A 21,022-nucleotide genomic window follows, 5' to 3' on the forward strand; every position below is an offset into this window, starting at 1 on the left:
CTAGGAGCGTTGTTTTTCTTAAATAACCGCATGCTTTACTGGGCTGAATTTCGTGATAATGCAGCCCAAGCCTCAGCGCAGACCAATATGCCTGTGGTTTGGAGCTGCACGCTCACAAAATCATCCTCACTTAAACATAAAGGTATTTGGCTTCAATGTATTAGTAATAAATTTAGTTGCATATAAATAAAAGACTTCGGACCAATGGTCCGAAGTGCGGGAAAAGCTTAAAGATTACGCAAAAGATGAGATAGGTAAACGCTTAGATGAGCAAGACTGCTCTTACTGGCGCCCCCTCTGCGCTTGGTACATTGATTGGCAGTGCGCTCAGGAAGTATTCACCTTCTTCGATGTTTTTCAAAAGGAGACCTTCGAGAATAATGATTTCTAAAGATAACAGGATTTTATGAGTTTCATGACCAGGCTGGTCCCGCTCTATACCAAGGCTATCGATTCCCACGCCGCACACCTTCTTATCGGCAAGGTACTCTGCCCCCGATTTGTCGAGATAGATAAAATTCTTACCGGGGTTTTTTACGAATGAATTTTTTGTTTTCAACAGAATAAAGTCCCCTTTCAAGATTGTTTTTCCAGAAAGGTGCTCTTTGGAAATTTTCTCATCTACCTGTACAAGATCAAATACCTTGCATTTTGTGAACACTTTTTCCAAATTAATGTTTTCTATTGTCTGGCCGTTCTCCAACATGTGAAGCGGCATATCAATATGTGTACCTGTGTGTACGTTCATCTCAAGCTTTGTCTCATGCGCCGGTCCGTTTGAAAAGTCACTGACCACTGTAATGACTGGTTTTTTTGCAGGCTCATCCTTATAGACGTTCATATCCTTTGTAATCGGCATAGATATATCAAGTATTTTCATATATTCCACCACTTTCTGCAATCGCGTGCCAGAAGCTCGAAGGACTGAATTGGTCCCATCGATCCGGCATCATAGTTGGGGAGATTGAGTTTTCTTCGTCTCCCGTATTCAGTAATCTTGTCAGCTATCATCCAAGAGGCCTCCACCTCGTCCCAACTAGAAAAGAGGGTAGAGTCTCCCTTGATTACGTCCAGAATAAGTTTCTCATAGGCTTCCGGCGTATTTCCCTGCGCACGGCTGGTGTGACTAGTATCCATTTTTGCGGACATAATCTCTTTCTCAGTGTTAAAGTCCCTTGTGTTAAATTGGAAGAATACACCAACATTCGGCTGTATCTTGATGACGAGCAGATTAGGCTCCTGTTCGGTATCATTGCTGAAATATAATATATCCGGCAAAGCTTTAAATTGGATAACGATTTCGGCCGCATGTACACCCAGACGCTTTCCGGTTCTGATATAGAAGGGGGTACCCGCCCATCTGAAATTATTGATATAAAACTTCATTGCAATGAATGTTTCCGTGTTGGACCTTTCAGAAACTTCTTCCTGATAACCGGGGACAGGATGCCCATCGATGATTCCTTTGCCATACTGACCAAAGACAATGTTGTTCTTCAGCAATTCGGGAGAAAAGCGCTCAATTGAATTAAGAACCTTCAGCTTCTCCATCTTAATTGCATCTGGTGTCAAATTAATCGGAGCTTCCATTGCAATCAGAGATACGATTTGGAGCAGATGGTTCTGGACCATGTCGCGCATGGCTCCTGACTGCTCATAATAGCCGCCCCTGGCACCAACTCCATGCTTTTCTGCGAGCGATATCTGTATATTGTCAATAAACTGATTGCTCCACAGTGACTCGAAGACCAGGTTACAGAATCTGAGAACCAGAATGTTTTGAATCATTTCTTTTCCAAGATAATGGTCAATCCTGTAGATGTCGTCTTCCCGGAACACTTCCCGGAGTTTTCCATTTAAAAGCCGGGCAGTTTTTAAGTCTTTTCCAAACGGTTTCTCAATAATAAGACGTTTCCATGAATTCTTCGTTACAGCTGCCATTTTACTCTTGTGCAGGTGCATCACGATGGTTTCAAAAAAATCAGGTGCCACCGCAAGATAAAACAACCTATTCCCGGGTATTTGATAGGTATTGTCTAATTCTCGAAGAAATATATCAAGCCCTTCATAGCCGACCGAATCCGTAAAATTCAGTTTAAAATAGTAGATAAGGCAGCTTAGATTCTTCCAAAGCATTTCGTCAATGTCATTTCTCGAATATTTTTTCAATTGTTCGAAAATCTGTTTTCGATACTGCTCGTGATCCATATCTTTTCGCCCTACAGCGACGATAGCAAAATGCTTGGGTAATCGCTGATCGTAAATCAGATTATATAATGCTGGAATCAGTTTTCTATTTGTCAAATCACCTGTTCCGCCGAAAATCACCATAAGTGCGGACATATCGCCTGTCACTTGATGTGCTGGATTTATATTCAACTTACCACACTCCGTTCTATATTTTGTCACCACTGGGTATGATATGTGCCTTCTTTATCTATCCTTTTATAAGTATGGGTACCGAAGTAGTCACGCTGCGCCTGCAGTAGGTTCATAGGCAGGGTATGTGTTCTGAAACTGTCAAAATAAGAGATGGCACTTGAGAAGGCGGGAACCGGAATGCCCGAGGTAATGGCGGTGGAAACAACGTTCCTCCACGCCTGCTCATACTGCTGGATTGAAGTCTTAAAATAATTGTTCATAAGCAAATTTGCGAGCTCCGGCTCAGTCTGATATGCTTCGGCTATTTTGTTTAAAAACTGAGCCCTTATGATGCATCCTCCCCGGAATGTCTTTGCAATGTTAGAGAGATTGAGATTCCATCCGTAATGCTTTGACGCTTCCAGCATCAGACTGAACCCCTGTGCATACGCGCAAATCTTGCTGGCATAAAGTGCTTTTCTTACCGACTCGGCAAAATCTGTTGTTTTTTGCTCTGATTTTATGCTGCCACCATATAATTGGCTTGCTGCCATCCGGAGATCCTTGGCAGAAGAGAGGTACCGTTCAAAAACTGCGCCGGTAATCGTCGGAATAGAAACACCCAAGTCGAGTGCAGCCTGACTGGTCCATTTACCCGTTCCCTTCTGACCCGCAACATCCAAAATCATGTCCACCAGATAATTGTCCGAATCCAAATCCTTCTTGGTGAAGATATCCGATGTAATACTAATCAGATAGCTATTCAGTTCCCCTTGATTCCATTCTTTGAATACCGCGTGCAGATCAGGCGGGCTCATATTCAGCATATTTTTCAAAATCAGGTACGCTTCACAAATGAGCTGCATATCTGCATACTCGATTCCGTTATGGACCATCTTTACAAAATGACCCGCTCCATCTCTGCCGATATAATGGCAACATGGTTCTCCTTCTGCTCTCGCAGAGATATTCGTTAGAATCGGCTGAATCAATTCATATGCCTTTTCATCGCCGCCCGGCATAATCGCCGGCCCCGTGCGGGCACCTTCTTCTCCTCCGGAGATACCGACTCCGAAATAATGAAATCCTTCAGCCTCAAGTTCCTTGCTTCTGTTGATGGTTTGTTCAAAATAAGAATTACCTCCATCAATGATTACGTCTCCCTCAGTAAGATATGGTTTCAATTGTCTGATGGTAGCATCAACCGCATTTCCGGCCTTTACCATCAAAATGATTTTTCTCGGCAGTTCCAGTGATTGCACGAATTCTTCAAGGGTGAAGTACCCCTTCAGGGCTGTGCTGACGCATTTTGCAAGAAATTCTTCCGTTCTCTTTGCACTCCGGTTAAAAACCGATACGGTGTAGCCGTGGTCTGCTATATTTAAGGCAAGATTTTTTCCCATAACAGCCAATCCGATAATTCCAATGTTCTGCTTACTCCTCATATTTCCTCCACATTCTTAAGATTATCCCTTGCACATACCTCGTGCGGAGCGAGGCCGCATGTCTCTGTTTACCTGCAGATAGGTAAATTATAGCAGTTTGCATGTATATGTTCAATTAAAACAAATAGTGAAAGTTGGTTGAACTGTGTTATATTTTATGTAATTGATAAGAATACAGAACCTATCATAGAAAAAGCCCCCCTTGATATGGGAGGCCTTCTCTTACCATAAAACGTAGTTATTTGGTTTTGCGTTTTCCATTATAAAATATTAATTCCAGCGCTGGCATAACCTGTTAACGTATTGACGAGCGAAATGCCGCTGGCCGTTAACGTAAATACCATCAGAAGTCTTGTTCCCGCTGTTACAGGAATATTTAATCCTGAAAGAGATCCGGAGGCAATATCTCCAATAGTTATAATTCCGCTGAAGTTTGGAGCAAGCGTAACTTCAGTTCCGGCAATAGGTGAAAAAGTATTATTCGGGGTTGCAGATTGATAAAGTTGGGCATGAACTGTCAGGTCTGTTCCAATTAAGCTAAGCCCCAGAACAACACTGAAGTATGCTGTGACGTCCGAAATTATACCGTCTCTGGGTACTGAAAAAGCCATGTTGGCTAACAGCCCACCTGCACCAGTCAGGTCAATTGTGGCACCCAAAACATTTGGCAGAACCGTACTGTTACCAAAAGCAATGACAGCTGGCAGTCCCACAAGTCCTAAAGCAATTGAAGTTGGTGCAACCGGAAGTCCGGATGCAAACGGAATAATTGCACCGCTGCCGGTAGGCCCAGTAGCGCCGGTAGGACCAGTGGCGCCAGTAGGACCGGTAGCGCCGTCAGCGCCGGTAGGCCCAGTAGCGCCAGTAGGACCGGTAGCGCCGTCAGCGCCGGTAGAACCAGTGGCGCCAGTAGGACCGGTAGCTCCGGCAGCGCCGTCAGCGCCGGTAGGGCCAGTAGCGCCAGTAATACCATTAGCCCCGGTAGGACCGGTAGGCCCTATAGCCCCAGCAGGACCAGTGGCACCAGTAGGACCGGTAGCGCCGTCAGCGCCGGTAGGACCAGTAGCTCCGGCAGCCCCGTTAGCCCCAGCAGGACCAGTGGCACCAGTAGGACCGGTAGCCCCGTCAGCGCCGGTAGGGCCAGTAGCGCCAGTAATACCATTAGCCCCGGTAGGACCGGTAGGCCCTATAGCCCCAGCAGGACCAGTGGGTCCAGTAGCGCCAGCAGCCCCGTCAGCGCCGGTAGGACCAGTGGGTCCAGTAGGACCGGCAGCCCCATTAGCCCCGGCAGCGCCAGTAGGACCAGTAGCGCCAGTAATACCATTAGCCCCGGTAGGACCGGTAGGCCCTATAGCCCCAGCAGGACCAGTGGGTCCAGTAGCGCCAGCAGCCCCGTCAGCGCCGGTAGGTCCAGTAGCGCCAGTAATACCATTAGCCCCGGTAGGACCGGTAGGACCTATGGCTCCAGCAGGACCAGTGGGTCCAGTAGCACCAGTAGCTCCGGCAACACCATTGGCCCCGGTAGCGCCGGTCAAACCAGCAGGACCGGTCGGCCCGATCGGTCCCATCGGTCCTCTTTGCCCCATAGGCCCGATAGGTCCCATCGGTCCTCTTTGCCCCATAGGTCCCGTTGGTCCCATAGGCCCCATCGGCCCGACTGCGCCCCTGGGTCCCATTGGGCCGATAGGCCCCATTGCCCCCGCTGGCCCCATGGGCCCCCTACATCCCCTGGGACCCGGAGGTCCGGTAGGTCCTATATTATAAGGCGGACACGGTGGTCTGCATCTGCATTCACTCATAGATACATCAGAATTCTTTTCGACTTTTTTTTCAGAAAATTCTTGCATATAAGATCCTTTCCTTTCTGATTTTGCAGTTTTCTTTATCTGCTACTATAATATATGCCTACTGAAATAGGAAGTTCACAAAAAAGAAAGGAAAATGTCGAATTACGTAAAAATCGGCCCATCCATGTCTGCTGTAAACATAAGACATGGATGGGTCGGTTTTCCTTAAAAAAATTATGGACTTAAGCCTCGCTCTGCAGATTCTTGCCGGCTGTTGACAGCATAAGTTTAATGCGGTTCAGCTGATTTACTTCGGAGGCACCGGGATCGTAGTCAATGGCTACGATATTGGCTTTCGGGTACTTTTTCCTTATGGCTTTGATAACGCCTTTTCCGACGATATGGTTAGGCAGACAGCCAAAAGGCTGCGCGCAAACAATATTCGGAACATCTTCGTGAATCAGCTCCATCATTTCTCCGGTTAAGAACCAGCCTTCACCGGTTTGATTACCTACAGATACAATACTGGATGACATTCTGGCCAGATCATCAATTCTGGCAGGCGGAGTGAAGTGCTTACTCTTTTCGAATTCTTTCGTGGCGGCATCGCGCAGCCAGTTAATGAAGCCGATTCCAAGATTGGCAACAACAGAACTGGATTTTTTTAATCCGTAGTGTTCTGTCTTGAAGTTTGTATTGTAAAAGCAATAGCACATGAAATCAATCAAATCCGGGCATACTGCCTCAGCACCTTCTTTTTCCAGAAGATCAGCAAGATGGTTATTGGCAGCAGGGAGGAATTTTACAAGAATCTCCCCCACGATACCTACCCGTGGTTTTTTTATATCAGTAATCGGCAGATTGTCAAAATCACGAATCATAGTACGGCAGATTTGTTTGAATTTCGTATGACTCACATGCCTGCCACTCAAAAAGTTGATGCAGTAGCGCTCCCATTTCCGGTGAAGTCTGTTGGCAGAGCCTTTTTTTACTTCATAAGGGCGCATACGATAGAGACATTTCATCAGGATGTCTCCGAATTCCGCAGCATAAGAAAGCCGCAGAGCCAGCTGTGGTGTGATTTTGAATCCCGGATTGCTTTCCAGACCACTTAAATTTATGGAAATAACCGGTATATGGGACATATCAGCTTTTTCCAGAGCACGGCGGATGAATGCAATATAGTTGGATGCACGGCAGCCCCCTCCCGTCTGGGACATGATGATTGCAACCTTATTCAAATCGTATTTTCCGGATAACAGAGCCTGCATAATCTGACCTACCACCATCAGGGAGGGATAGCATGCATCGTTATTTACATATTTCAGTCCAACATCAACCGCTTCTTTGTTGTCATTAGCCAGAACCTCAAGATGATAGCCGCAGGAATTAAATGCTGACTCCAATAAAGAAAAGTGAATCGGCGACATCTGTGGGCAGAGGATGGTGTAGTCTTTACGCATCTCTTTGGTGAAGGATACTTTTTTGATGGAGGCCGGCCGTATTTTGCGTGCCTCTTTTGCATCATCTCTGGCCCGAAGGGCAGCCAGCAGCGAGCGGACCCGAATACGGGCAGCACCTAAGTTATTGACCTCATCAATCTTCAGACAGGTATAAATCTTATCATTTTTCGTTAAAATCTCATATACCTGATCCGTGGTGACCGCATCCAGACCGCAGCCAAATGAGTTAAGCTGAATTAAATCCAGATCCTCTCTCAGGCGAACATAATTGGCGGCTGCATACAGCCGGGTATGATACATCCACTGGTCATTGACCCGGAGCGGACGCTCCAATGCAGTTATATGGGAGACTGCATCTTCTGTCAGTACAGCAATTCCATAGGAATTAATCATCTCGGGTATTCCGTGGTGAATTTCCGGATCAATATGATAAGGACGTCCCGCCAGGACGATGCCTCTTCTGTGGTTCTTTTTCATCCAATCCAGCGTTTCTTCCCCTTTTTTCTGGATATCCTTTCTCATCTTGTCCAGTTCACGCCATCCCTGGTGCACAGCAGAACGCACCTCATCTTCCGGAATCTGTGAAAACTCTTTAACCAGACCGTCTGCTAAAATCTCTTCGCTTGTAAATGCCAGGAAGGGATTTCTGAATGTGATGGAAGGATCTTTTAATTCATCCACATTGTTTTTTATGTTTTCAGCATAGGAAGTAACAATCGGACAGTTAAAGTGATTGACTGCTTCCGGGAACTCTGCACGCTCATAAGGAATACAGGGGTAGAATATGTATTTTATCCCCTGCTTAATCAGCCAGGTCACATGACCGTGGGCAAGCTTGGCAGGATAGCATTCCGACTCACTGGGGATGGATTCTATGCCCAATTCGTATATCTTTCGTGTAGAGGTGGGGGAGAGCACCACCTGGTACTTCAGATTCGTGAAGAAGGTAAACCAGAATGGATAATTCTCAAACATATTCAGTACACGCGGGATACCCACCTTGCCTCTTACCGCCTCATCTTCGGGAAGCGGTGTATAGTCAAAGAGCTTCTTGTATTTATAGTCAAAAAGATTCGGAATATTATCCTTGTTCTTTTCTTTTCCGATACCGCGTTCACACCGGTTACCGCTGATATACTGGCGTCCGCCGGAGAAGCGGTTGACAGTCAGCCTGCAGTTGTTCGTACAGCCCTTACAGTTGGCCATCTTAGTGGAATATTGGAAAGCATTAATCTTCTCTATCGGAAGCATGGTGGTTTCTTTATCTTCACTGTAACGCTCCCGGGCAATCAGTGCCGCACCAAAGGCTCCCATAATTCCGGCTATATCAGGACGGATCGCCTGGCAGTTCGCAATTCTTTCGAAGCTGCGCAGCACGGCATCGTTATAGAAAGTTCCGCCCTGTACTACGATATGACTGCCCAGTTCAGAAGCATCAGATACCTTAATAACTTTATACAGTGCATTCTTTATGACAGAGTACGCAAGACCTGCGGAAATATCCGCTACGGTGGCTCCCTCTTTTTGTGCCTGCTTTACCTTGGAGTTCATAAATACGGTACAGCGGGTTCCAAGATCAATCGGATGCTGCGCAAAAAGTGCCTCTTTCGCAAAATCCTGTACGCTGTAATTCAAGGACTGTGCGAAGTTTTCGATAAATGAACCGCATCCGGAGGAGCAGGCTTCATTCAACTGCACGCTGTCCACGGTATGATTTTTGATTTTAATGCACTTCATATCTTGTCCGCCGATGTCCAGAATACAATCCACCTTCGGATCAAAGAAAGCCGCAGCATAGTAATGGGAGACTGTTTCCACCTCTCCTTCATCCAGTAGGAGTGCTGCCTTAATCAGCGCTTCACCATAACCGGTGGAACAGGAATAGGCGATATGTGCAGAGGAGGGCATCTGTTCATAAATCTCCTGAATGGCGCGAATGGAGGTGGCGAGGGGATTCCCCTGATTATTGCTGTAAAAGCTGTACAGCAGAGTTCCATCCTCAGCGACCAGTGCTGCCTTTGTAGTAGTGGAGCCTGCGTCAATGCCCAGATAACAATTGCCCTCATAGGTGGAAAGAACTCCCACGGCCACATTATTCTGGCTCTGCCGTTCCAGAAACTGATTGTATTCTTCCTCGGATGAGAATAAGGGTTCCATACGTTCCACTTCGAATTCGAGTGTGATTTTGCCATGGAGACGCTCTATCAGACCTTCCAGAGAAAGCTGTACCTTTTCATCCGCATTCAGAGCACTGCCGATAGCAGCGAACAGATGTGAATTCTCAGGTGCTATGGTGTGCTCCTCATCCAGATTCAGCGTCCGTACAAAACATTGCTTCAGCTCGGATAAAAAGTGCAGCGGACCGCCCAGAAATGCCACATGTCCGCGAATCGGTTTTCCGCATGCAAGGCCGGATATGGTCTGGTTAACGACTGCCTGGAATATAGATACCGACAGATCCTCTTTCGTAGCACCGTCATTAATCAGAGGCTGAATATCTGTTTTGGCGAATACACCGCATCGTGCCGCAATAGGATAGATGGAGTGGTAGTTTTTGGCATATTCATTCAGCCCTGTGGCATCGGTCTGAAGCAGGGAGGCCATCTGGTCAATGAAAGAACCGGTTCCCCCCGCACAGATACCGTTCATACGCTGCTCTACGTTGCCGCCTTCGAAATAGATGATTTTTGCATCCTCACCGCCAAGCTCGATGGCCACATCTGTTTTGGGTTCATGAGCCTTCAGAGAAGACGAGACAGCAATTACTTCCTGAACAAAGGGGATTCCCAGATGTTTTGCCAGGGTCAGGCCACCTGAACCGGTAATTACCGGACTTAAAGACAATTCACCCAATTCTTTATGGGCTTTGGCCAGAAGTGTCTCCAGAGTTTCCTGAATGTTGGCATAATGCCTTTCGTAATCAGAAAAAACCAGGTTCTGCTGTTTATCGAGAACAGCAATTTTAACGGTAGTTGAACCAATGTCAATACCAAGTGTATATGTATTCATAAATAAAACTCCTTTTGGACAGTATCATGAAAAACTGTCATTCAATGGGTAGTACTTTGCTCGTCACGCATTTATTAAGTAGAAACATTACATATTATACGACATATTTTTTGGAATTACAATCGTTAAAAAAATGGTTTTTGTTCCATAAAGCCGCATTTTACCTGGATTTTGTATAATTTGTCGTAAAATGGTAAAGTTTTTCCGATATAAAAAAAGAAAAGAATAAAAGGAGGATAAGCAGACAATGAAAATGATATTGGGATTTTTGGGTGGACTGGCACTGTTTCTTTATGGCATGAATCTGATGATTGAAAATCTGCAAAGGTCGGCAGGCGGCCGGATGAAACATATACTGGAATTTATGACAGGAAATCCGCTGCTGGGGGTAATTGCGGGAGCCCTCACATCGGCTGTGCTGCAAAGCAGCGGTGCCATAACAGTTATGCTGATTGGGTTTGTAAGTGCAGGCTTGGTTACGCTGCCTCAGGCAATATCGGTTATTATGGGGGCCAATATCGGCACTACATTAACTGCACAGCTGCTGGCATTTCATATGGGTGATTACATATGGGCGGTCATCTTCCTGGGATTTCTAATTCGTTTCATTTGGGAAAAAGAAGGGGTAAGGGCACTCGGAGGGGCAATCCTGGGATTTGGTCTCCTGTTTGTGGGAATAGAGAAGATGGAACAGGTAATGCAGCCACTGGCGGCCAGTCCTGTGTTTGCGGATATGATAAGAAAAGTAGCGGATATCCCGATACTCGGGCTTTTGACAGGAACATTAATGACGATGGTAGTACAAAGCAGTAACGCTACAATTGCCGTATTGCAGAATCTGGCCTCCCAGGCCGGACCGGACGGAATCAGCAGCATAATCGGCCTTGCCGGAGCAATTCCGATTATGATGGGAGACAATATCGGAACCACGATCACAGCGATTCTGGCAAGCATCGGTCAGTCGGCCGATGCAAAAAGGACGGCAGTTGCACACAGTGTTTTGAATATAAGCGGAAGTCTTTTATTTTTGCTGATAACACCCTGGTTTGGGAAGCTTGTAGCGTACATATCGCCGAAAGGACCTGAAATAAAAATCATATCCAGACAGATAGCGAATGCTCATACAATTTTTAATCTGGCATGTACATTCCTGTGGCTTCCATTTATCTGGTTAATGGTAAAAATAGTGAACTGGCTGATAAAAGATGAACAAGATTGATAACTTATTAACCATTTTGTTTAAAAAATATCAATCCTGTTAAAAAAATAACTTTACTTTCCTTCACGTGTGGTGTATTCTATTAGCATCTAAAAGTAAAATCGAATTCAGACAGGCAGAAAAGCTTAGTATCGGGGAATAAGATTGTTTGCCTTTTAACGACCCCGTTTAAAATATATTAATCCTGTTAGAAAAATAACTTTACTTTCAGATTTGTGCGGAGTATGTTATGATTAATGCAGAAAATCAAATGATAATATGCATTAGAACGTATATATATACCGTTAAAAAAATAACGTTATATATTCTGCACAAAAGAAAGAAGCGGATGGAAGAATAAATCTGCTGAATAATCCAGACATGTATGGAATCGGAAACAGGCCTCAAGTACTATGACGATGAGAAGGACCAACGCAGTACTTAGGGAGGATGAACTGAATCCGCTTCACATATAAAATCATATTTCAAGGAGGTTTGGAATGGCAAGAATGACTACCGAAAAGGTACAGGCACCCATTGACAGCGTGGAGGCATTAAAGGAGAGAATCGCTTCCATGAGAGAAGCACAGAAGAAATTTGCTACATACACACAGGAACAGGTGGATAAGATCTTTTTCCATGCGGCCATGGCAGCCAATAAGCAACGTATTCCGCTTGCCAAGATGGCCTGCGAAGAGACAGGAATGGGTGTCGTAGAGGATAAAGTTATTAAAAACCACTATGCAGCAGAGTACATGTATAATTCATATAAGAATGTGAAGACCTGCGGTGTGATTGAACAGGATACTTCTTATGGAATTAAAAAGATTGCCGAGCCTATGGGCATTGTGGGGGCTGTCATTCCCACAACCAATCCTACATCCACAGCGATTTTTAAAACCCTGATTTGTCTTAAAACCCGGAATGCAATAATCATCAGTCCTCATCCCCGGGCCAAAAAGTGCACGATTGAAGCGGCCAGAATTGTTCTTGAAGCCGCTGTAAAAGCGGGGGCTCCGGAAGGAATTATTGAATGGATTGAAGAGCCGACCATAGAATTGTCCAATGAACTTATGAAATCTGTGGATGTGATTCTGGCTACAGGTGGTCCCGGTATGGTGAAAGCTGCATATTCTTCAGGAAAACCGGCGATTGGGGTCGGCCCCGGAAATACACCTGTCATTATGGATGAAAGCTGTGATGTAAAGACAGCCGTGTATTCGGTCATTCATTCTAAAACCTTTGATAATGGTATGATTTGTGCATCTGAACAGTCCGTTACTGCACTGGCAGGTATCTATGATCAGGTGAAACAGGAGTTTATTGACAGAGGATGTCATATACTGAATAATGAGGAACTGGATAAAGTCCGCAAGATTATCCTGAACGAGGCAGGAGCAGTGAATGCCCGGATTGTTGGACAGAAGGCTTCTGTAATCGCTAAGCTTGCCGGTATTGACGTACCTGAGAATACCAAGATTTTGATCGGTGAGGTGGATTCCGTGGATGTTTCGGAACCGTTTGCTCATGAGAAGCTTTCCCCGGTGCTTGCTCTTTACAAAGCAAAAGACTGGAAGGATGCACTGAACAAGGCTGAACAGCTGATTGCAGACGGAGGCTATGGACATACCTCGTCTTTGTATATTAATCCGGCCGAAACAGAGAAAATTACAGAGCATTCTGAGCGCATGAAAACCTGCCGTATTTTAATTAATACACCGTCTTCTCACGGAGGCATCGGAGATCTGTATAACTTTAAGCTCGCTCCTTCACTCACACTTGGGTGTGGCTCTTACGGGGGCAACTCCGTTTCAGAGAATGTGAATGTGAAGCACCTGATTAATATCAAAACAGTAGCAGAGAGGAGAGAGAACATGCTTTGGTTCCGCACCCCGCAAAAGGTATACTTCAAAAAAGGGTGCCTGCCAGTGGCACTGGATGAGTTAAAAACCGTATATGGCAAAAAGAAAGCATTCATTGTAACAGACACATTTTTGTTCAGCAACAACTATACAAAACCTATTACGGACAAGCTGGATGAGATGGGAATTACCCATGCCTGTTTCTATGAAGTGGCTCCCGATCCAACCCTGCAGACTGCTAGAAAGGGACTGGAGCAGCTTAAAGCTTTCGGACCTGATGTTATTATTGCCCTGGGGGGCGGTTCTGCCATGGACGCCGGTAAGATTATGTGGCTGATGTATGAGCACCCGGAGTGCGAATTTGAAGATCTGGCGATGGACTTTATGGATATCCGCAAGAGAGTATATACATTCCCGAAGATGGGAGAAAAGGCGATGTTTGTTGCGATACCGACCTCTTCCGGAACCGGTTCAGAGGTGACACCGTTTGCAATTATCACAGATTCCGATACCGGAACAAAGTGGCCGATTGCCGACTATGAACTGCTTCCTAATATGGCAATCATTGATACGGACTTCATGATGAATCAGCCGAAAGGGCTGACCAGCGCTTCCGGTATTGATGCGCTGACTCATGCGCTTGAGGCCTATGCGTCTATCATGGCAACAGACTATACCGATGGTCTGGCATTGTCCGCAGTGAAGAATATCTTCGGATATCTGCCGGCAGCTTATGAAAAGGGTGCGGCTGATCCGGTTGCAAGGGAAAAGATGGCCAATGCTTCTACGATGGCAGGCATGGCATTTGCCAACGCATTCCTGGGTGTCTGCCACTCCATGGCACATAAACTGGGAGCTTATCATCACCTGCCGCATGGTGTTGCGAATGCTCTTTTGATTGAACATGTTATGCGTTATAATGCGGATCCGGCTCCTGTCAAGATGGGAACGTTTTCTCAGTATCCTTATCCCCATGCACTGGAGCGGTATTGTGAAATTGCACGTTTCATAGGAATCTGTGGAAAAGATGATAATGAAACCTTTGAACTTTTCCTGAAAGCGATTGCAGAGCTGAAGGAAAAAGTCGGAATAAAGAAGAACATTAAGGATTACGGCATAGAGGAGGCTGCATTCCTGGAGACGTTGGATGAGATGGTTGAGAATGCATTTAACGATCAGTGTACTGGTGCGAATCCGCGATATCCGCTGATGTCTGAGATGAGGGAGATGTATCTGATGGCTTACTACGGAGAAGTCCCCCAGGCTGAAAAAGCGGAGCCTGAGACAGATACGGAGTGAGCAGAGCAGGTATATGATTTAAACTAAAAAAATCTTGCAGTTCCTGAAAGTATTCGTTATACTGGAAAGGCATGACTGATGCAGCAAAGCGTGTATGAAATCAATTTTCGGACATGCTCTAAGCAGTGGTCATGCCTTTTAAGATGAAAAGACCGAGGTAAAAGATGTATAAAATTTTAAGCGAAGAAGGAAGAGCAAAGCGAGCCCGGATGGACACGGTACATGGGGTCATCCAGACACCTGTATTCATGAACGTGGGAACAGCTGCTGCAATCAAGGGAGCAGTTTCCACCATGGATCTGCAGCAGATCAAGACGCAGGTGGAATTATCCAATACCTATCATCTCCATGTACGTCCGGGAGATGAGGTGGTGAAGAAGATGGGAGGGCTTCATAAATTCATGGTCTGGGATAAGCCCATTCTCACGGATTCGGGAGGCTTTCAGGTATTTTCACTGGCAGGATTAAGGAGAATTAAGGAAGAAGGTGTATATTTCAATTCGCATATAGACGGAAAGAAGATTTTTATGGGGCCGGAAGAGAGTATGCAGATACAGTCCAATCTGGCATCCACCATTGCTATGGCATTTGATGAATGCCCTTCAAGTGTAGCCGACCGCAGTTATGTACAGGCTTCTGTCGACCGGACAGCAAGATGGCTGCAGCGCTGCAAGGATAAGATGACCTGGCTGAATCGGCAGAAAGATACCATTAACAGACATCAGCTCCTCTTTGGAATCAACCAGGGAGCAATTTATCCGGATATCCGGATTGAACACGCAAAGCGTATCCGGGAGATGGACCTGGATGGCTATGCTGTGGGAGGTTTGGCCGTAGGGGAAAGCCATGAGGAAATGTATCATATTCTGGATGAAGTGGTACCTTATCTTCCTAAGGATAAACCTGTTTATCTGATGGGTGTGGGAACACCTGCGAATATTCTGGAAGGCGTGGAACGTGGTGTGGACTTCTTTGATTGTGTATATCCCAGCAGGAATGGGAGGCATGGACACGTCTATACCAATCAGGGCAAACTGAATCTGTTCAATGCAAAATTTGAACTGGATGCCCGCCCCATCGAAGAGGGCTGCCAGTGTCCGGCATGCCAACATTATAGCAGGGCTTACATCCGTCATCTGCTGAAAGCGAAAGAGATGCTGGGGATGCGCCTTTGTGTGCTTCATAATCTATATTTTTATAATACAATGATGGAAGAAATCAGGGATGCACTGGATGAAGGAAGATTTGCATCCTATAAGCGTAACAAACTGGAAGGCTTCCGTGAGATTCAGCCATAAGCTCGATTTCGCTTTGCTGCATCTCGCTTGAGCTAAGCGCCCTATGCACAGAATAAACTTTATCCCTTAGCAAGCAAGCTTGCACAGAATAAAGTTTATTCTGTGCGCATGGCTGAATAGTAGCAAAAAAGACTTGCCCAAATGACTGCTTTACGGTATCATGTGTATAGTGAAAGTGCGGCAAGGCGTACTTGAGTTATCTGAGAGGAGATACAAGAAATGAACATGATTTTAGCAAACGCAGAAGGCGGAGCTATGGGCGGCGGATTTATGATTGTCTGGATGGTTGCAATTATTGCACTGATGTATTTTATGATGATCCGTCCCCAGAAGAAGGAACAAAAGAGAGTTCAGTCTATGCTGAGTGACATGGCAGTAGGAGACGCTGTGGTCACCACAGGTGGGTTTTACGGCATTATTATCGACATTACCGAGGAAGATGTAATTGTTGAATTCGGCAATAATAAAAACTGCCGTATCCCTATGAGAAAAGCAGCGATTGCAGAGGTTGAAAAGCAGTCGGATGCTATTGAATCAAATGATAATAAATAATCTTTTACAGGACAGGTCATGGAGTGGCCTGTTTTTGTTTTCGTAAAAATTTCTCCGGCACGGTACGGTTATGCAGTAAAATACTTTCGGTTTTTAGTTGAAAAAAGGATTAATTTGAAGTATGATAGATGGAAAACATCTTATTTTTTGTGTTATAACCGCAAAAAGGGAGGAAATATATGAATTATAAAATTGGTTTAATCCATGGTGATGGTATAGGTCCTGAGATCGTGAATGAGGCAAAGAAAGTTCTGGATGCCGTATCAGATAAGTTTGGGCATACATTCACATATAAAAATCTATTGTTGGGCGGAGCATCTATCGATGTTCATGGTGTGCCGCTGACAGAAGAGACGGTCATGGATGCGAAAAGCTGTGATGCAGTGCTGATGGGCTCCATCGGAGGTGATGCGGCCACTTCACCCTGGTATCAGCTGGAACCGGCTAAACGTCCGGAAGCAGGGCTCCTTGCAATCAGAAAGAAATTGAACCTGTTTGCCAATTTAAGACCTGCATATCTTTACGATGAGCTTAAGGGTGCCTGCCCTTTGAAACAGGAAGTCATAGGAGACGGTTTTCATATGATTATTGTCAGGGAACTGACCGGAGGTCTTTATTTTGGAGAAAAGAAGACTTTTGTGAAGGATGGAGTGAAGACGGCGGTTGATACCTTGACTTATAATGAAAATGAGATCAGGAGAATTGCCAGACGGGCTTTCGATATTGCCATGAAGCGATGTAAAAAAGTGACCAGTGTGGATAAGGCCAATGTGCTGGATTCCTCCCGGTTATGGAGAAGCGTGGTGGAGGAGACGGCAAGGGAGTATCCGGAGGTGACTCTCGAACATATGCTGGTTGACAACTGCGCGATGCAGCTGGTGATGAATCCGGGACAGTTTGATGTAATCCTGACAGAAAATATGTTTGGGGATATCTTATCAGACGAAGCCAGTATGGTAACAGGCTCTATCGGTATGCTGTCATCAGCCAGTCTGAATGAGACGAAGTTTGGGTTGTATGAGCCAAGTCACGGCTCTGCTCCGGATATTGCGGGTAAGAATCTGGCGAATCCCATCGCCACCGTGCTTTCGGCAGCCATGCTGCTGCGGTTTTCCCTGGACTTGGACCAGGAAGCCGATGCGGTGGAAGCAGCCGTAGAAAAGGTACTGAAAGCGGGATATCGAACCGCGGATATTATGTCAGAAGGTTGTGTGAAGGTATCTACCACTCAGACAGGAGATTTACTGGCAGAGAACCTGTAACTGAATATAGGAGGAAAATTGATATGAAAAGTGATGCGGTAACAAAAGGGATGCAGCAGGCACCTCATAGAAGTTTATTTCATGCATTGGGTATGACACAGGAAGAATTGGACCAGCCACTGGTTGGAATCGTAAGCTCTTACAATGAGATCGTTCCGGGGCATATGAATCTGGATAAGATAACAGAAGCGGTGAAAAAGGGTGTTGCCATGGCAGGAGGTACACCGGTTGTATTCCCGGCAATTGCTGTCTGTGATGGTATTGCCATGGGGCATATAGGGATGAAGTATTCTCTGGTAACCAGAGATTTGATTGCGGATTCCACAGAATGTATGGCTATGGCGCACCAGTTTGATGCACTTGTCATGATTCCGAACTGTGATAAGAACGTACCGGGTCTTTTGATGGCTGCGGCCAGGATTAATGTCCCGACTGTATTTGTCAGTGGAGGCCCGATGCTTGCGGGACGTGTGAATGGGCACAAAACCAGCCTTTCTTCCATGTTTGAGGCAGTAGGTGCTTATACGGCAGGTACGCTGACAGAGGAAGAGGTTACAGAATATGAGTGCAGAACCTGTCCTACCTGTGGTTCGTGCTCCGGCATGTATACAGCCAACAGTATGAACTGTCTGACTGAGGTACTGGGGATGGGGCTGAAAGGGAACGGAACGATTCCCGCTGTTTACTCAGACCGTCTGATTCTGGCAAAACATGCCGGTATGCAGGTAATGGAGATGTACAGGAAGAATATACGTCCGAAAGACATCATGAGTGAAGATGCATTTTTAAACGCTCTGACTGTGGACATGGCTCTTGGCTGTTCTACGAACAGTATGCTTCATCTGCCGGCAATTGCCCATGAGGCAGGTTTTGACTTTGATGTCGAACTGGCAAATAAACTCAGTGTCAGGACGCCGAATCTGTGCCATCTGGCACCGGCAGGTTCTACATATATGGAGGACCTGAATGAAGCAGGTGGTGTTTATGCTGTTATGAATGAGTTGGATAAACTGGGGCTGATTCACAGAGACTGCATTACAGTGACAGGAAAAACCATGGGTGAAAACATAAGGAACTGTGTAAACAGAAATCCTGAAGTCATTCGCCCGGCTGATAATCCATATAGTACAACAGGAGGGATTGCGGTTTTAAAAGGGAATCTTGCGCCGGAAACGGCAGTAGTCAAGCGGTCGGCTGTGTGCGAAGAGATGATGGTTCATGAAGGACCGGCCAGGGTATTCGATTGTGAAGAAGATGCGATAGCAGCTATCAAGGGCGGTAAAATCGTATCAGGTGATGTGGTGGTGATACGGTATGAGGGTCCTAAGGGAGGCCCGGGCATGAGAGAGATGCTGAATCCAACCTCTGCGATTGCCGGTATGGGGCTTGGTTCCTCCGTGGCTTTGATCACTGACGGCCGGTTTTCGGGAGCGTCCCGGGGGGCATCCATCGGTCATGTGTGTCCCGAGGCAGCTGTAGGCGGCCCGATTGCCTTTATAGAAGAGGGAGATTTGATTCAAATAGATATTCCAAATAACAAGCTGAGTGTAGCGGTAAGCGATGAGGAGATGGCAGAGAGGAAGGCAAAGTGGCAGCCAAGGAAGCCTCAGGTGACGACAGGCTATCTGGCACGCTATGCCAAGATGGTTACAAGCGCTAAACGGGGCGCAGTTTTGGAGTTATAAGCGGAAGGGAGAGAATACACTATGCAAATGACAGGCTCACAGATCATAATAGAGTGTTTGAAAGAACAAGGAGTTGATACGGTATTTGGATATCCGGGAGGAACCATTTTAAACATCTATGATGAATTATACCGCCATCCGGAAATACATCATATCCTCACATCCCATGAACAGGGAGCATCTCATGCTGCTGACGGCTACGCAAGGGCTACCGGAAAAGTGGGTGTCTGTATGGCTACCAGCGGACCTGGTGCAACCAATCTGGTCACAGGAATTGCCACAGCTTATATGGATTCCGTTCCTCTTGTGGCAATCACGGCGAATGTGGGCAAGGCGTTGCTGGGAAAAGACAGTTTTCAGGAGATTGACATCGCAGGCGTTGCTATGCCGATTACAAAGCACAGTACCATTGTAAAAGACATCAGCCAGCTGGCCGGAGTGATTCGGCGTGCATTTATTATTGCAAAGAGCGGAAGACCAGGACCGGTACTTGTAGATGTGACAAAGGATGTGACGGCTGCAACCTATGAATATGAATATCAGGAACCGGAGCAGGCAGAGCGGGTAACGGATACAATTTGGATATCTGATCTGGAAAAAGCTGCAAAGCTGATCAACGAATCGAAAAAGCCTTATATTTTTGTCGGAGGAGGTGCATCTATTTCGGGCGCATCAGATGAGGTGCGTGAATTGGCACATAAGATAGACGCTCCGGTCTGCGATTCCTTGATGGGAAAAGGTGCATTTGACGGAAATGATGAGTTATATACAGGAATGATAGGGATGCATGGCACCAAGACAGCAAATCTTGGAGTGACAAAGTGTGATTTGCTGGTGGGAATAGGAGTCAGATTTTCAGACCGGGTAACAGGTGATGCGAGAAAATTCGCCCGGAATGCCAAGATCCTGCAATTGGATGTGGATGCTGCCGAGATTAATAAGAACGTGATGGTGGATGCCAGTGTAATAGGAGATGTAAAAGAAATCCTGAAACGTTTACTTCCGCTGTTAAATGAACAGAAGCATGAAGAGTGGATGCAAAAGGTCATGGATATGAAAGAAAAATATCCATTGAACTATAATCAGAATTTATTGACAGGACCCTATGTGATTGAAGAACTTTACCGCATCACAAAGGGAGAGGCTATTGTCGTAACGGATGTTGGGCAGCATCAGATGTGGGCCGCTCAATACTATAGCTACAATCGCCCTGGCCAGCTTATTACATCAGGGGGATTGGGCACCATGGGCTATGGTCTTGGTGCGGCTTTGGGAGCCAAGATGGGCAGGCCGGAGCATCTGGTTGTGAATGTGGCGGGAGATGGTTGTTTCCGTATGAACATGAACGAGATAGCTACCGCCGTGAGAAGTAATATCCCAGTGATTGAACTGGTGATCAACAATCATGTACTCGGCATGGTGCGCCAGTGGCAGACATTGTTCTATGACCACCGCTATTCGAATACGATTCTGAATGATAAAGTGGATTTCGTGAAATTGGCCGAGGCTATGGGAGCAGTGGGAATCCGGGTTACGAAAAAAGAAGAGGTCGCCCCTGCAATCGAGAAGGCAGTTGCTTTGAATGTTCCGGTTGTGATAGATTGCCAGGTAGACTGTGATGAGAAAGTATTTCCGATGGTCCCGGCAGGAGCACCTATCGAGGATGTTTTTGACGAAAAAGATTTAAAAGATAAAAAATAAAAGATTGACAGAAAAATAACAAAGGATTATAGTATATGATACCAGGGTCAAAAGGTCATGCGTTTCATGCTTGCATGAAAAAGCATGACTTTAGGACCCG

Annotated in this window: 12 protein-coding genes; 7 read left to right on the forward strand and 5 right to left on the reverse strand. The window is 45.9% G+C overall.

Annotated features, from left to right (window positions below):
• Window positions 1-262 precede the first annotated feature (262 nt).
• From KNL20_RS05685 to KNL20_RS05705, 5 genes are all read right to left on the reverse strand, one after another.
• Window positions 263-880, reverse strand: a complete 618-nt coding sequence (locus KNL20_RS05685) for a cyclase family protein (RefSeq protein WP_230399646.1) — start codon at window positions 878-880, stop codon at window positions 263-265.
• Window positions 877-2,379 carry a glucose-6-phosphate dehydrogenase gene (zwf, locus tag KNL20_RS05690; protein WP_230399647.1) on the reverse strand — a complete coding sequence of 501 codons (1,503 nt, stop codon included), beginning with the start codon at window positions 2,377-2,379 and terminating at the stop codon, window positions 877-879. Before zwf ends, KNL20_RS05685 begins: the two co-directional genes overlap by 4 nt.
• Window positions 2,380-2,405: 26 nt before the next feature.
• Window positions 2,406-3,806, reverse strand: a complete 1,401-nt coding sequence (gene gndA, locus KNL20_RS05695) for an NADP-dependent phosphogluconate dehydrogenase (protein ID WP_230399648.1) — start codon at window positions 3,804-3,806, stop codon at window positions 2,406-2,408.
• 260 nt (window positions 3,807-4,066) lie between these two features.
• Entirely contained in the window at window positions 4,067-5,653 is a 1,587-nt protein-coding gene (locus KNL20_RS05700; protein WP_456299666.1) for an exosporium glycoprotein BclB-related protein, read from the reverse strand.
• A gap of 182 nt (window positions 5,654-5,835) precedes the next feature.
• Window positions 5,836-10,065, reverse strand: coding sequence for a 2-hydroxyacyl-CoA dehydratase (locus tag KNL20_RS05705; RefSeq protein ID WP_230399649.1), 4,230 nt, complete (start codon window positions 10,063-10,065; stop codon window positions 5,836-5,838).
• Window positions 10,066-10,312: 247 nt separating this feature from the next.
• Between KNL20_RS05705 and KNL20_RS05710 the strand changes: the two genes are divergently transcribed.
• The 7 genes from KNL20_RS05710 to ilvB all read left to right on the forward strand — a co-directional run bounded on the left by KNL20_RS05710 (window position 10,313) and on the right by ilvB (window position 20,922).
• Entirely contained in the window at window positions 10,313-11,284 is a 972-nt protein-coding gene (locus KNL20_RS05710; protein ID WP_230399650.1) for a Na/Pi cotransporter family protein, read from the forward strand.
• A 479-nt stretch (window positions 11,285-11,763) separates the two neighbouring features.
• Window positions 11,764-14,424, forward strand: a complete 2,661-nt coding sequence (gene adhE / locus KNL20_RS05715; RefSeq protein WP_230399651.1) for a bifunctional acetaldehyde-CoA/alcohol dehydrogenase — start codon at window positions 11,764-11,766, stop codon at window positions 14,422-14,424.
• Window positions 14,425-14,588: 164 nt separating this feature from the next.
• Entirely contained in the window at window positions 14,589-15,722 is a 1,134-nt protein-coding gene (tgt, locus tag KNL20_RS05720; protein WP_230399652.1) for a tRNA guanosine(34) transglycosylase Tgt, read from the forward strand.
• Between the two features lie 219 nt (window positions 15,723-15,941).
• Entirely contained in the window at window positions 15,942-16,274 is a 333-nt protein-coding gene (gene yajC / locus KNL20_RS05725; RefSeq protein WP_331468325.1) for a preprotein translocase subunit YajC, read from the forward strand.
• Window positions 16,275-16,453: 179 nt separating this feature from the next.
• Window positions 16,454-17,536, forward strand: coding sequence for a 3-isopropylmalate dehydrogenase (gene leuB, locus KNL20_RS05730; RefSeq protein WP_230399653.1), 1,083 nt, complete (start codon window positions 16,454-16,456; stop codon window positions 17,534-17,536).
• A 23-nt stretch (window positions 17,537-17,559) separates the two neighbouring features.
• Window positions 17,560-19,221 carry a dihydroxy-acid dehydratase gene (ilvD, locus tag KNL20_RS05735; RefSeq protein WP_230399654.1) on the forward strand — a complete coding sequence of 554 codons (1,662 nt, stop codon included), beginning with the start codon at window positions 17,560-17,562 and terminating at the stop codon, window positions 19,219-19,221.
• A 21-nt stretch (window positions 19,222-19,242) separates the two neighbouring features.
• Window positions 19,243-20,922: a biosynthetic-type acetolactate synthase large subunit gene (gene ilvB / locus KNL20_RS05740; RefSeq protein WP_230399655.1), complete on the forward strand. Its 1,680-nt coding sequence runs from the start codon at window positions 19,243-19,245 to the stop codon at window positions 20,920-20,922.
• Window positions 20,923-21,022 lie beyond the last annotated feature (100 nt).

The organism is Novisyntrophococcus fermenticellae (assembly GCF_018866245.1).
Taxonomy (GTDB): domain Bacteria; phylum Bacillota; class Clostridia; order Lachnospirales; family Lachnospiraceae; genus Novisyntrophococcus; species Novisyntrophococcus fermenticellae.